The organism is Candidatus Vallotiella sp. (ex Adelges kitamiensis), from assembly GCF_020342435.1.
In the GTDB taxonomy this organism is placed as follows: Bacteria; Pseudomonadota; Gammaproteobacteria; order Burkholderiales; family Burkholderiaceae; genus Mycetohabitans.
In genome coordinates, this window is the sequence record NZ_CP080504.1 from 536,047 (window position 1) to 549,781 (window position 13,735).

The 13,735-nt window shown below is 43.3% G+C and carries 7 protein-coding genes; all 7 read right to left on the minus strand.

Going from position 1 to position 13,735, the window contains the following annotated elements:
- Positions 1 to 201: 201 nt before the first annotated feature.
- The 7 genes from typA to K0T93_RS02115 all read right to left on the minus strand — a co-directional run bounded on the left by typA (position 202) and on the right by K0T93_RS02115 (position 11,813).
- Positions 202 to 2,028, minus strand: coding sequence for a translational GTPase TypA (typA, locus tag K0T93_RS02085; RefSeq protein WP_225721733.1), 1,827 nt, complete (start codon positions 2,026 to 2,028; stop codon positions 202 to 204).
- A 1,615-nt stretch (positions 2,029 to 3,643) separates the two neighbouring features.
- Positions 3,644 to 4,540: a tRNA pseudouridine(55) synthase TruB gene (gene truB / locus K0T93_RS02090; RefSeq protein ID WP_225721764.1), complete on the minus strand. Its 897-nt coding sequence runs from the start codon at positions 4,538 to 4,540 to the stop codon at positions 3,644 to 3,646.
- Positions 4,541 to 4,617: 77 nt separating this feature from the next.
- The gene (gene rbfA, locus K0T93_RS02095) at positions 4,618 to 4,980 is read right to left on the minus strand and encodes a 30S ribosome-binding factor RbfA (RefSeq protein WP_225721734.1); all 363 of its coding nucleotides are present in this window, start codon (positions 4,978 to 4,980) and stop codon (positions 4,618 to 4,620) included.
- Positions 4,981 to 5,038: 58 nt separating this feature from the next.
- Positions 5,039 to 7,834 carry a translation initiation factor IF-2 gene (infB, locus tag K0T93_RS02100; protein WP_225721735.1) on the minus strand — a complete coding sequence of 932 codons (2,796 nt, stop codon included), beginning with the start codon at positions 7,832 to 7,834 and terminating at the stop codon, positions 5,039 to 5,041.
- A gap of 105 nt (positions 7,835 to 7,939) precedes the next feature.
- A complete protein-coding gene (nusA, locus tag K0T93_RS02105) occupies positions 7,940 to 9,415 on the minus strand; it encodes a transcription termination factor NusA (protein WP_225721736.1) in 1,476 nt (491 codons plus the stop codon).
- Positions 9,415 to 9,870, minus strand: a complete 456-nt coding sequence (rimP, locus tag K0T93_RS02110) for a ribosome maturation factor RimP (protein ID WP_225721765.1) — start codon at positions 9,868 to 9,870, stop codon at positions 9,415 to 9,417. Before rimP ends, nusA begins: the two co-directional genes overlap by 1 nt.
- A 386-nt stretch (positions 9,871 to 10,256) precedes the next feature.
- Positions 10,257 to 11,813, minus strand: a complete 1,557-nt coding sequence (locus K0T93_RS02115; RefSeq protein ID WP_225721737.1) for a pseudouridine synthase — start codon at positions 11,811 to 11,813, stop codon at positions 10,257 to 10,259.
- Between the last annotated feature and the right edge of the window lie 1,922 nt (positions 11,814 to 13,735).

The following is a 13,735-nucleotide window of genomic DNA, read 5'->3' on the forward strand; positions in this document are numbered from 1 at the left end:
CTTGGAAGGACCCGAAACATTTATAGAAGAAGCTTATCATGTTTATTATATTAAACCCATTTACCTTATCCGAAAGCTCGTTAACGCCCGAGCTTAATCGATCGGACCAGAAACGGGCTATATGCATACACCTCCTCTAAAAGTACTGCATCAATAGCATATATAATTTTCTAGCTAGAAGTAAGGCTACTGCCCCGTACTTCAATTGGCTGTAGCCTCGCGACTTGCACGACGGCGCTCATGTTCTTTTAAGTGCCGTTTCCGTAGTCGGATCGACTGTGGTGTGACTTCAACAACTTCATCTTCGTCAATAAACTCGACTGCATATTCAAGCGTTAATTGGATTGGTGGAATAAGACGTACCGCCTCGTCGGTTCCCGATGCGCGTACATTAGTCAGTTGCTTTCCACGAATTGGATTGACTACTAAATCATTCTCACGGCTGTGAATGCCGATAATCATCCCTTCGTAAAGCGCATCGCCCGGTGATACGAACATGCGACCACGATCTTGCAGCTTCCACAATGCGTATGCGACTGCATTTCCATTATCCTGAGAAATTAGTACCCCATTGCGCCGCTCGCCAATCACGCCTCCTCGCATGGGTTCATATGTATCGAAGATATGGCTCATTAAGCCAGCGCCGTGTGTCAACGTAAGAAATGCTCCCTGGAAGCCAATGAGTCCGCGCGCAGGTATACGGTATTCTAGTCGTATACGACCACGTTCGTCAGGCGACATGTCAGTTAGCTCACCTTTACGACGACCAAGCTCCTCCATTACCGCACCCTGATGCGCCTCCTCTAGATCTACTGCCAACAACTCATATGGTTCATGTTTGATGCCATTAATATCTCGAATTACTACACTTGGACGTGATACTACGAGTTCATAGCCCTCACGACGCATATTCTCAATCAAGATAGTTAAATGAAGTTCACCACGGCCGCATACCTCAAATACTGTCTCGTCAGCAGTATCCCTAACTCTCAATGCAACATTAAGAGTTAGTTCCCGATTTAGTCGCTCACGGAGCTGGCGGCTGGTGATGAACTTTCCTTCTTTGCCTGCTAACGGCGACGTATTTACGCAGAAATTCATTTTCAATGTTGGCTCATCGACAATAATCATTGGTAATGCGTCTGGCGCGTCTAACGAGCAAATTGTTGCGCTAATGCCGATATCGTCAATACCGTTAATTAATACAATATCGCCAGCTTCCGCACTGTCTACCTGTACGTGCTCTAGCCCCCTGAAGACGCGAATCTGATTAATCTTGCGGTTCAGTAGTTCACCCTTCGGTCCGAAACGCATTACGACGGACTGGCCAGCTTTAATATGCCCGCGTGTAATTCGGCCTACACCAATTCGACCTATATAACTCGAATAATCTAATGATGTAATTTGCAACTGTAGTGGCGCGGATGCATCCACTTTTTGGACTGGGACATATTGTAGTATCACGTCAAATAAGGGACGCATGTCGCCATTCTGCACCCATACATCCAGGCTAGAGTAGCCATTTAGTGCGGATGCATAGACTACCTGAAAATCGAGCTGCTCGTTATTTGCACCTAACTTATCAAATAGATCAAATGTCTGGTTAATGACCCAATCTGCGCGTGCGCCTAGACGATCAATCTTGTTGACTACTACAATTGGCTTAAGCCCGAGAACCAAGGCCTTTTTCGTCACAAAGCGTGTCTGTGGCATCGGCCCTTCAACTGCGTCAACCAGCAGAAGCACTGAATCAACCATTGATAACACCCGCTCAACTTCACCACCAAAATCAGCATGCCCGGGTGTATCAACAATATTGATATGTGTATCTTTGTATTCGACAGAGCAGTGCTTTGCGAGAATCGTAATACCGCGCTCCTTCTCAAGATCGTTCGAGTCCATTACTCGCTCAGCAACTTGTTGGTTTTCACGGAATGTGCCAGACTGCCGGAGTAGTTGATCGACAAGTGTAGTCTTACCATGGTCAACGTGTGCGATGATGGCGATATTACGGATCGGACGTGTCATAAAGGTATTTTTCGAACGCGGGGTGTTATGAGAGTTCGCTGACGCAATACAAAATGAGCTGTACGCAGCCGAGGGGTTACTCTATAGCGTTAGAGGTAGTAAGAACAGATAACTTAGCAGCCCCCTCACTTTACTATTTCATGGTAACTAGCAATATAAGCAACAGTAGGCATATCGAGCGTTAAACTTATGGAGAAAAGATCGTATCAGCATTCTCGAATGCTGATAATGTACCATCGAATACTAGATGAGTTGTTAACCTTTTGATCTCAGATAAAATTATTTTATCCTCACAAGTTTGTTAACTGCAACGAAAGACTCTCCAAATGCTATGCGATCTTTCAAGCAAAGTTAGCAGAGCTAATCAGTGATGGAGGTAAAGCTTTTAGTTGATTTATTAGAGTATCAGTAATTTTAGAAAACTAACTAAAGTACTCAACGTTCAGTCAACACACAGAGTGTATAAGAGATTAGTCTAGGGACATTAGATACGCTTTTAACATTTAGATGAAGTCAAGTTTGAAAGCAGATCTGCACTTTAACTTCCTATTTTCAATAGGAAGTATCTTATTTTTAGTCTACACAGAAAGCTTCTAACTATGATTTAACTTATTAGAATCCTTTAATAAATCGATAATACGTCAATGCAATCTACTGCTAGCCTGATCTATATGTTTACTAAAGCTATACCAACATTAGGACCTACTATGAGTAGTAACATCCGACGGAACTAAGTGATACCAATCAACCCCAATAACCACTGCTAGGCAGTCTTGCCTAATATTATTAGAAATGAACCTTTTCATTACGCCCAAGCTAAGCTAATACCTAGATAAATAGATCTTTTGTAACTATCGTAGCTATAGATCTGCCATACAAATATTTAACTAGTACTGTTGTGCAAATCTTAATTGAAAAAGTAATCTTTTGAGCAAGACACGCACTAACCAACAATTTATGCTACATTGATTTACTGTTGGTAATCTTGCCCTTAGATATATATTCGTATGCCTGTCAAGCATATTAGCTAGTATTCTAATAATTCTATTGTCTAAAATATATGGAAAATATATCTTAAAGATTAATTTACGCTATATCACGACAGAAGCATTCACCATTATAGCTTCTAAGCTTAGCGATTTAGATTAACGAAATCGAGCAAACGAATAGAGCGAGTAGAGCTTAATATTATTTCTTATCATATTAACTCGCTAACGAAAAAAATCTCAAATAATAACCGCCTATCTAATAGATTTATACTATGTTTTTGTCTAAGTAAGATTTTACTAAAAAGTTCAAATAAATTTTTGAAGCCGACTATTTATAGATGACAAGAGCTTTTTAATATTACGCATTAATTAATTTCCAAAATTTGGATATATTATTTTATAATTTAGTTATAAATCAAAAATGTCGCAGTAAGCAATTACATATATTATGTTCGTCTCTATTGAGTCGTTTACATAATAAGTGTCGTACAGTTAGTTTTAATATATTGATCTACACTAGAATAATACGCTAACTATAACTGCTCTTATTCCTACTGTTTTTATTATAGAAGATAGATATTAAACGCTAAGAATACTACATGCTCAATAGTAAGAGAACAGTGAGATTAGCGGGGATACGAGATAAGCCGTTCTGGTAATAGTACTCCACACCGCCACCGGCCAATTCCAATTAATTGACTCTTATTAGCGTCATATACTCTCACTCTACTATTTTCGCTAACTCCTAGTTTATTTGCTAACCGTAATTGCTGACCATTCATAAATCGTTGGGCCATTTCGGTATCTAAATCGACCAACACAAATTTTAACAACAAGGTATCAATTGGCTGAAGATAAGCTGAACGTTGTAGCTTATCCATACTAGATAATCTGTCTAATGTTACTGCATCAGCTAGTGTTAATTCCCCGACACTAGTGCGACGAAGCATTACCAAATGTGCCCCACAATCTAGGATCTCTCCAATATCTCTTGCAAGAGCGCGAATATAAGTACCTTTGCTACATACGATTCGGATCGTTACAGACGCTGACTCGCCTAAAATACAAGTAACGCATTCTAATGCATATATTGTTACTGCACGGGCTTCACGTTCGAGTGTATGGCCTGCACGCGCATATGCATAAAGTGGTTTTCCGTTGCGCTTAAGTGCTGAGTACATTGGCGGAACCTGCATGATTAGCCCTCGAAATGCCATAAGCGCTGCATTAACATCAGTTCGGTCGCACGTAACAGGCCGCGTCTGCAGCACCTCACCTTCCGCATCATCAGTCGTCGTCGATACGCCAAGCTTTAGTGTCGCATCATAAGCTTTATCTGCATCTAGAAGATCTTTTGAAAACTTAGTCGCTTCGCCAAAACATAATGGCAACAAACCGGACGCAAGCGGATCTAGTGTTCCTACGTGCCCGGCTTTTTTTGCGTGAAGCAAGCGCTTAGCCTGCATTAGAGCATTATTACTAGATAGTCCTATTGGTTTATCTAGTAATAACACACCATCGATTGGACATGAGGTAGAGCATTTAAGCGCCGAGTCGAGTTGTTGTGTTATATCGATAGGATATGCTCCCCAAGTTATTTCTAATAAATGCGTGTTGCGTTCGCTTTTTCAATTAACCTTAATATTTGTGCAGCCCTCTCAATTGACTTATCAAACACGTAGTGCAAGGTTGGCACTGTATGAATATGCAGGCGCTTGAACAGTAAATTATGTAAGTATCCAGCCGCATGATTAAGTGCTATTTCTGTTTGTTTAGGATCTCCGGTCAGTGTTGTAAAGAATATTTTTGCATGTGAATAATCTAGTGTCAGTTCAACCGCTTGGATTGTCACTAGACCAATTCGAGGATCTTTGAGTTCATACGTAATCAATTCTGCTAAATCTCGCTTGATCTGGTCGGCGATCTGCATATTTCGATTACTACTATTGCGTTTTTTGAGCATGGATTAACCTCCCTTTAAAGGGGATTAGACTTTAGAGAGTCTACTTTAGCGAAGATAATCAGATTACAGCTCGCGCTACCTCAGTAACTTCGAACACCTCAAATTGATCCCCCTCTTGGAGATCATTAAAGTTCTTTAGCGATAAACCGCATTCGAAACCTTGTTTTACCTCTTTTACGTCGTCTTTAAAGCGTTTAAGTGAATCAAGCTCGCCAGTATAAATCACTACGCTAGTTCGCAGAATCCGCACTGATGCAGTACGCCTAATAACTCCGTTTATTACCATACATCCTGCGACTGTACCGATCTTTGGCACCTTGAAGACTTGACGTACCTCAACTGTGCCGATTACTGTCTCGCATTTCTCCGGCGTTAGCATGCTGGACATCGCCGCTTTTATCTCACCTATAACATCATATACGATACTGTAGTGTCGTAGGTCAACACCGTTCGTTTCGGCCAGCTTGCGCGCCTGAACGTCTGAACGTGTGTTAAAGCCGATTATGACAGCTTTAGACGCGATTGCCAGATTAACATCAGTTTCACTAATACCGCCTACTGCACTATGTATAATCTGTACGCGTATCTCATTAGTCGACAGCTTTTGTAGAACATGTACTAATGCTTCTTGCGAGCCGCGCACATCAGCTTTCACGATCAGCGGTAAGTTTTGTACCTCTCCAACATCCATCTGTTCTAGCATATTCTCAAGCTTTGCAGCTTGCTGCTTCGCAAACTTTACGTCACGGAATTTTCCTTGCCTGAATAGTGCTATTTCACGCGCTTTACGTTCATCCGGCAGGACAATTACTGACTCACCTGCACACGGTACCTCCGAGAGCCCTTGGATCTCGATTGGGGTTGCTGGTTCAGCTAACTTTACTGCTTTACCCAACTCATTGGTCATCGCTCGCACACGGCCATAAGCGGAGCCTGATAGAACAACGTCACCACGAAATAGCGTCCCGGATTGTACTAAAATTGTAGTAACCGGACCTTTGCCTTTGTCTAGCCTTGCCTCAATTACAATGCCTTTGGCAGGCCCCTCAATAGGTGCCCTTAACTCGAGAATCTCAGCTTGTAATAATACATTCTCAAGCAGGTCATCAATACCTTTTCCAGTCTTGGCAGATACCTCAAGGAATGGTGAATCACCCCCGTACTCCTCCGATACTAAACCCTCTGATATCAATTCCTGTTTTACCCGATTAGGATCGGCATTGGGTTTATCAATTTTGTTAATCGCCACGATAATCGGTACTCCACCAGCTTTCGCATGCGAAATTGCCTCTTTTGTCTGTGGCATAACACCATCATCTGCTGCAACCACTAGAATCACAATATCAGTTGACTTTGCGCCTCGCGCACGCATGGCAGTAAATGCCTCATGACCCGGCGTATCGAGAAACGTAATCACACCACGTGATGTTTTGACACGGTATGCGCCGATATGCTGTGTGATGCCACCTACTTCGCTCGCAGAAACCTTTGAGTTACAAATATAGTCAAGCAACGACGTTTTGCCGTGGTCGACATGCCCCATAACGGTGACAACTGGCGGACGTGGCAGAACTTCAACATCAGCTGTTTCGCCTTTCATCAGCAGTGCTTCCGGATCATCTAACTTCGCGGCAACCGCATGATGACCTAGCTCTTCGATGACTATCATTGCAGTCTCCTGATCTAGCACTTGATTAATTGTTACCATCTGACCGAGTTTCATCATTATTTTAATGACTTCAGAAGCTTTAACGGCTACCTTATGCGCTAGATCGGCTATAGTAATTGTCTCGGGCACATGCACTTCACGTATAACCGGTTCGGTCGGAACCTGAAAATTCGTACGTGTATCCTGATGCTTGCCGCGCCCGCGTGGACTGCCTCGCCAGCTACGGTCGACGCCGCCACTTGAATCACCTCGCGTTTTTATACCCCGCCGCTTTGCGGCATCTTCCTGCCAACTACCCTTATTCGGAATTTTTTTCTTGTCGCTAGATAGGGCGACTGTTGATGCTGATTTCTTCATGCCTACTGCTGGCTTAGTCGGCCTATGCAATGTGCTTTTTGCTTCAACAACAGTCTTAACTCGTTCGATTGGCTTTGGTGGTTCAGGGGGCTTAATAATCATTACCTTACGCGGCGTTGCTATCATCTTACGGATCGCTTGTGCTTCCGCTTCCGCTGTTTCCCGGCGCTTTCGAATAACTTCTTGCTGCAGGCGAGCTTTTTCAGCAGTGCCTCGGGTGTTGTCTACCGATTTTTGTGCAGCAGCACCACGCCCAGCGGCTAGACGAGCAGTATTATTATCGGACTGACCCCCCTGTTGTTGCATATCGTAATTTCTCTTCTGATTAGCTACTTGCTGAGCAGCCCAGGAAACAGCTTCAGCTGCTTTGGCTGCTTCGGCACGTTTAAGATATTCCTGTCGCTCACGTAATTCGTATGCCTGCTGAGTTAATGTCTCGGCTTCAAGGCGAGCTTGCTCCTCACGCTGAGCAAGATTAGTGGCCTCACTATTTATGTTTCTACTATCTGGCGCTTTGATATTTGTCTCATCGCGCTTGACTAATACTCGTTTCCTTCGAACCTGGACTTGGATCAGTCGAGCTTTACCAGTCGCGTCGGCCTGCTTAATTTCCGATGTCTGCCGACGCGTCAGCATGATTTTACATTTACCAGTGTTAGCACTGCCGCGCGACTTGCGTAAGTGATCTAGCAAACGCGCTTTGTCTACTTCGGACAATACATCGTCAGCGCTAGCCTTTTGCATACCCGCAGCTTGAAGCTGTTCAAGCAGAAGGCTTATCGACATCTTCAGTTCCGCGGCAAATTGAGCTACGTTGTTGCTCGCCATTCATCCCTCTTAGGGCAAAGACAAGGGTCTTTGCAGTTGATATCTTAGTGTGGCTTACCGAGCCGTATTAATTTAATACGCTATCATAATGTTACGTTTCGCCTATCACTGGAACCAGTGTTCACGCGCCCTCATGATTAGCGCTTTTGCGGTCTTCTCCTCGATGCCAGTTATCTCGATTAATTCGTCGACAGCTAACTCAGCCAGATCTTCACGCGTATATATCTGGTGTTCAGCAAGTTTAGCGAGAAGATGTCTATCTATCCCATTAAGACTCTTTAGATCAAGAGATGTGTTTTCTACTTTTTTCTCATTTGTGATAGCAATCGTTAGCAGCGTATCACGCGCACGATTTCTTAATTCGCGTACTGTGTCTTCATCAAACGCCTCAATCTCAAGCATCTCATTAAAAGGAACATACGCGACCTCTTCGAGGCTCGTAAAACTTTCGTCAATTAAAATATCAGCAACTTCTTCATCAATATTTAGGCGCTCCATAAATAGGTTGCGCAGAACGCTGCGCTCTTGAGACTGTTTCTCGGCTGACTCATCCGGTGTCATAATATTAATCTGCCAATCAGCTAGCTCGCTAGCGAGCCGTACATTCTGGCCGCTACGGCCGATCGCGATAGCCAGCTCGTTTTCATCGACGACAACATCCATAGCATGCTTTTCCTCATCAACGACAATTGATTGAACAGCAGCTGGTGCAAGGGCGCCGATAACGAACTGTGCGGGATCTGCTGACCAGAGCACAATATCAATGTTCTCGCCAGCTAGCTCGTTGCGCACTGCTTGCACGCGAGAACCACGAATACCGACACAAGATCCAATTGGATCAATGCGCTTATCATAGGCTACTACTGCAATCTTTGCCCGAACACCGGGATCGCGCGCCGCCGCTTTAATTTCTAGTAGACCCTGCTCGATCTCTGGTACCTCAAGCTCAAACAGCTTTATCAAGAATTCTGGAGCGGTCCGAGAAAGCTCGATCTGAGCTCCTCGTAGTGAGCGGTCAACCTTAGTTATATACGCACGAACACGATCACCTATACGCAAATTCTCTTTCGGAATCAGTTGATCGCGACGTAGTAGTGCTTCAACCCGCCCAGATTCAACAACTAGGTTTCCTTTTTCGAGCCGCTTTACTAAGCCGCTCATAATCTTCTCACCTCGCCCTAGGAAATCATTTAAGATTTGCTCCCGCTCAGCATCGCGTACTTTCTGTAGAATTACTTGCTTAGCAGCTTGCGCTCCGATGCGCCCAAATTCGATCGATGGAATAGGTTCTTCTATATAACCGTCTAATTGCGCATCTGGATCTTGCTCGCGTGCCTCAAAAAGCAAAATTTCTTGATCTGGCTGTTGTAAGCCTGCCTCGTTTGGAACGATATGCCAGCGTCGGAAAGTTTCATACTTGCCAGACTCGCGGTTAATTGACACGCGTATGTCAACGTCCTTATCGAATAGTCTCTTCGTAGCCGAAGCTAGCGCGGCTTCGAGCGCAGCGAATACCACACCTGTGTTGACGTTTTTTTCACGCGCCAAAGCATCTACTAGCATCAACACTTCGCGACTCATTATTTTCGGCTCCTAAAATCGACTTGCGGAACAAGACAGGCGCGCTCTAAATCAGCAAACGCAAAGTCGAGCCTTATTGAGCCGTCCTTCCCTTTTACCTCTAAACCTATCTTATCGTCATTGGGCGCATGCAAAATGCCGCAAAACGATTTGCTATGGTTCAGTGGATGTTTAAGGGTCACTATTGCCTTATTTCCGGCGAAACGTTGGAAATCTGCTCGATTTTTCAGTGGCCGGTCTAGCCCTGGAGACGAAACCTCAAGACGTTCATAATTAATATTCTCAACTGTGAGCACGTGTTGAAGCTGGCGTGTCACTTTTTGGCAATCATCTAGCGCAATACCCGCTGGTTGGTCAATAAACACGCGTAGCATGCCTCGTCTGGAATGCTCTAAATTGACTAGCTCATATCCGAGCCCAGTAACACTATTTTTAATCAGTTTCGACAATTGCATGTTGTTTGCCCTCATGCAGCACGGATCGCGCGCAACACACGCGCCAGTTTTTATTTTTTGTATCAAGTACGCTCTCGAAAGTAGCACGCATCAGCAGTAGAATGAAGTATCAACATATAACTATTTTGAACGATAACGCTGCACCGAGTAAACGATAAAAAAATGGGCGTTAAAACGCCTCATTTTTTTACTGGTGGTAACGCTTCGAAACCGCATTGTTAAATAACAAGAGTTTTGTTTACTTATCAAGTATAGTGTTTTTCAAGGCGACCCGCAATTTACATAGTAAAACGCAACTAAAAGTAACAAAGCGATGGGGACCTAAAATATCGCATTGAAATACTATACTACGTATGTTAGATTAACTCTAATAAGCGCACGCTTAATTAACCTCGCGGGCGTCTACGTGGCAAGCTGCTCTGACCTGGACTACCTGGTGAGGATGGTACTATTATACTGCGCTTATCAAGTAGATTGTCTTTCTGGACATCTTTTCCAGATTTCCGGTTACGATTAGCATTGTAGCTATTAGTGCTAGTGTTTCCATTTTTTATATTACCATGTCTATGGGCGGCAGAAAAGCCGGTGTATCCTGGTGCTCGCACTGGAGATGAACTCCAATCTCTACTACCGCGTATGCGGCAGTCTAATCGCCGCTGCGGGCCTGGCGCATCATATCCAATATAGCCGATTGCTGTTTGCATCGGATCAGGATGACGATGTGGTATCTCCCTGTTACGCTCTTTTCCTACTCTATCTTCCACCGGATCTTTTAATCCAACAGCTAACATCAACGAGCGCACCTGTTTATCCTCTATTTCCTCCCAGCGGCCACGCTTGAGACTGCGAGGTAAAATAATCGGACCATGGCATGTTCGAATCAACCGACTAACAGTTAAACCTACGGCTTCAAATATACGATGCACCTCTCGGTTTCGACCTTCTAAAAGAGCTGTATGGTACCAGCGATTAACACCTTCTCCTCCTCTATCCTGGATATGGAGGAGGCTTGCTGGACCATCATCCAGCTCAACTCCGCTTAATAGCTTTTGCCGCGTACGCTCTGTTATTTCGCCTATAACCCGCACTGCATACTCGCGCTTAACTCGATAACGCGGATGCATGAATCTATTTGCAATGTCACCAGATGTGGTTAGTAACAATAAGCCTTCAGTATTAAAATCTAGTCGACCGACAGCTAGCCATTTTGCCCCCTTAATTAGCGGTAGTTTATCAAATACAGATGGGCGACCTTCCGGATCCGCACAGCTGACAATCTCGCCTGCTGGCTTATGATAGATTAGAACGCGTGGTAGCTTGTGCGGCAGCTTTCGCTTAACTAGTCTGCCATTAATACGAACTTGATCAGTTAACATGATTCGCTGACCGATGTGTGCTGGCTCACCATTGACAGATACGCGACCAGCAATAATTAATTCCTCCATTTCGCGACGTGAGCCTATGCCGACCTCGGCTAATACCTTATGTAGCTTTGGTGCATCATTCTCCGCTGATAAAGCTCGTTTAATAGGAGGAGAGCCGCCTATACTAGTGTTATCTGCATCGAATGCTGGTGATGTAACGTACGCGAATGCATCGTTGGTATATCCGTCTCTTTTTTGGGCCCTGCCCGACTGTGCCGGGCGTCTGCTACGCTGAGCGCTTTTACCCTGATCTATATTAATAGGATCTTTATCTTTAGAAGGCATACGTGTATGAGCTCCTACCTCGCTAATAGGTGATTTCATTGCGGAAGTAGTATTAACAGCAATAGTTCTCTTTAACTTTATCACCGCCCGTCGGCGAGCCATTAGGCTGCGTAGCCCCCGTCGTAAACCGCGCCGGGGAGGCTCTTCACCGTCTCCAACTTCCGCCGTGATTGGCACTAGCAATGAATGCTGAAGAGCCGACTCAGGAGAATCGGGATTGTACTTTTCGTTCAAAACAACCTCTGAGTGTCAGAATACTGGCACGCGAAATTTAACTGCGCTAGTATTGGTGGATGTATCACGTAAATATCGCGTGATATCGGATCATTCTTAATGACTCTTATCAACCTTTAATATTTCTAGGTGCGGTAGGAGATGATGGGTACGTGTGCCCCGCCGCCCACTGGGCAGACTACTAGGTTATTTACTAGATGTGCTTGTGTAGGACCAGGCGTGTCCTGGCTGCGCACAATTACTAAGCGCGTATAAAACTAGTATTACAATCTTTGTAATAAGCGGAGGTGGCTTGCCTAGCCCGGCCGCCCCGAAATAGCACTAATATAGTTAGTTATCGAATAAAGATGGTTAACCAATTATGTTCATGTGCTTGACTATTGTTTATACGCGATCTCCGAATACTTAGAGACTTACGCATTAATCGAGACATCATACATCTCTGCGAGATTTCTACGCATAATTAGATAATGCCTAATTTAAAATCGAAAGCATTTCAAGCACTTAGCAAAAATACTTAGCAATTTCTCCAGATTAAGCTAATCTAGGAAGAAGCATTGTAGAATAACTTTTAGAATTAATATCTAGTTTTAATAAACGCTCAATACTCCGTTTTTAACTGAGTTTCTCTTTTTAAGAAACGGGAGGACTACTCTAGGAGAGATTCTATTCTAAAGAGTCGATAAACGTCACTGAAGTAGTATGAGAAATTTCAGATTCTTCTCTCTTAGGTTTTTGCCTAGCCTGACTATTTCTAACTAAGAATATTGATACCAGCTTTTAGTAGGTTAATGAGATAATTTTAGACTGAATATATTTCATGCAACTAGAAACTATGTTTCTAGTTGCATGATACCCCAAAAAACTTGATGTGTAAATATCAAAATTTGTAGGTAGAGTTTATGCAAACTGCCTGACGTTTTCCGATAAAATTAACCTATATTAGTTCTTGCTAAATAGCAAACGCATCTATAAAAATTTTTGCCATTAATCTTAAACAAGATATAGTCTGAGTTATAGCGCTGACTGCTAAAGACAACCTGACTTTTAAGCAGACAAAACGGATACCTATTCGTCCTGAAAACTAATAGCTTGCTTAGTGCTTTGTAGTTACTACTTAATTCTAGTGTAGAGCGCCCCAAAGGTAGCGTGATAGATATGCTAATTAAAAAGAGTAACCTCAGCATAATTCAATTTATTAAATTCCACTTTGGCGGTCTTTATTCAGAGAATATTATGGAACCAAGACCTAATACAAAATCTGCTTTATATTCCCCCAGAGCTCTATGGAGCATTAAGCCTAGATTTATTGAGTGTAGCACCGCTGTTTATTAACGAGATATTAACGAAACTTTGTTTGTAAACTTTTACTTTAGAAATTCAAGATGTGTATATAGATGAAGCGTAGATTTTGCTGTCAGGGTGAGTTAGGCGAGTTCATATAACTAAATTCTGTTCAGCGCACACCGGGAGTGCCGTGCATATATTATATGCATAATGAAACTTATACTTGAGAGGCTATTGAGGAAGTTGATATAGTTGATCCAATTTCGTTTAGCTATAGAGGTTAAACATCGTAATATATTTCCAGGTAAACAGTTACCTGGAAAGGATAGCGAAGGTTGCCAGGTGGCCCCTACTAACTTTGCTTGCACAGAATTCAAGTACTCGCGGTGAGTAGTGAGAAAAAATCAGCTTAAACCTAAATAATACCTTGGCTTATTAGATTTTACTTTTATTAAAGTACTCTATTAATATGGTACTATTTATAGTATAGAGGCAGCAGTCTTTGACTGGCCGCTGTGCTCACCCCCAATGACTTACATGCTATCAAGCGATAAGCTAGATCTAAGTTGCTAGTGCTTAGTAGTGCTCACCAAAATAAAACAAAGGCAGTGAACTATGCTAGCTCGCATCTTGTA

Excerpts from the sequence above, each read along its gene's own strand:
- typA (WP_225721733.1), bottom strand. The coding sequence starts at position 2,028 with ATGACACGTCCGATCCGTAATATCGCCATCATCGCACACGTTGACCAT.
- rbfA (WP_225721734.1), bottom strand. The coding sequence starts at position 4,980 with ATGCTCAAAAAACGCAATAGTAGTAATCGAAATATGCAGATCGCCGAC.
- infB (WP_225721735.1), bottom strand. The coding sequence starts at position 7,834 with ATGGCGAGCAACAACGTAGCTCAATTTGCCGCGGAACTGAAGATGTCG.
- nusA (WP_225721736.1), bottom strand. The coding sequence starts at position 9,415 with ATGAGTCGCGAAGTGTTGATGCTAGTAGATGCTTTGGCGCGTGAAAAA.
- rimP (WP_225721765.1), bottom strand. The coding sequence starts at position 9,870 with ATGCAATTGTCGAAACTGATTAAAAATAGTGTTACTGGGCTCGGATAT.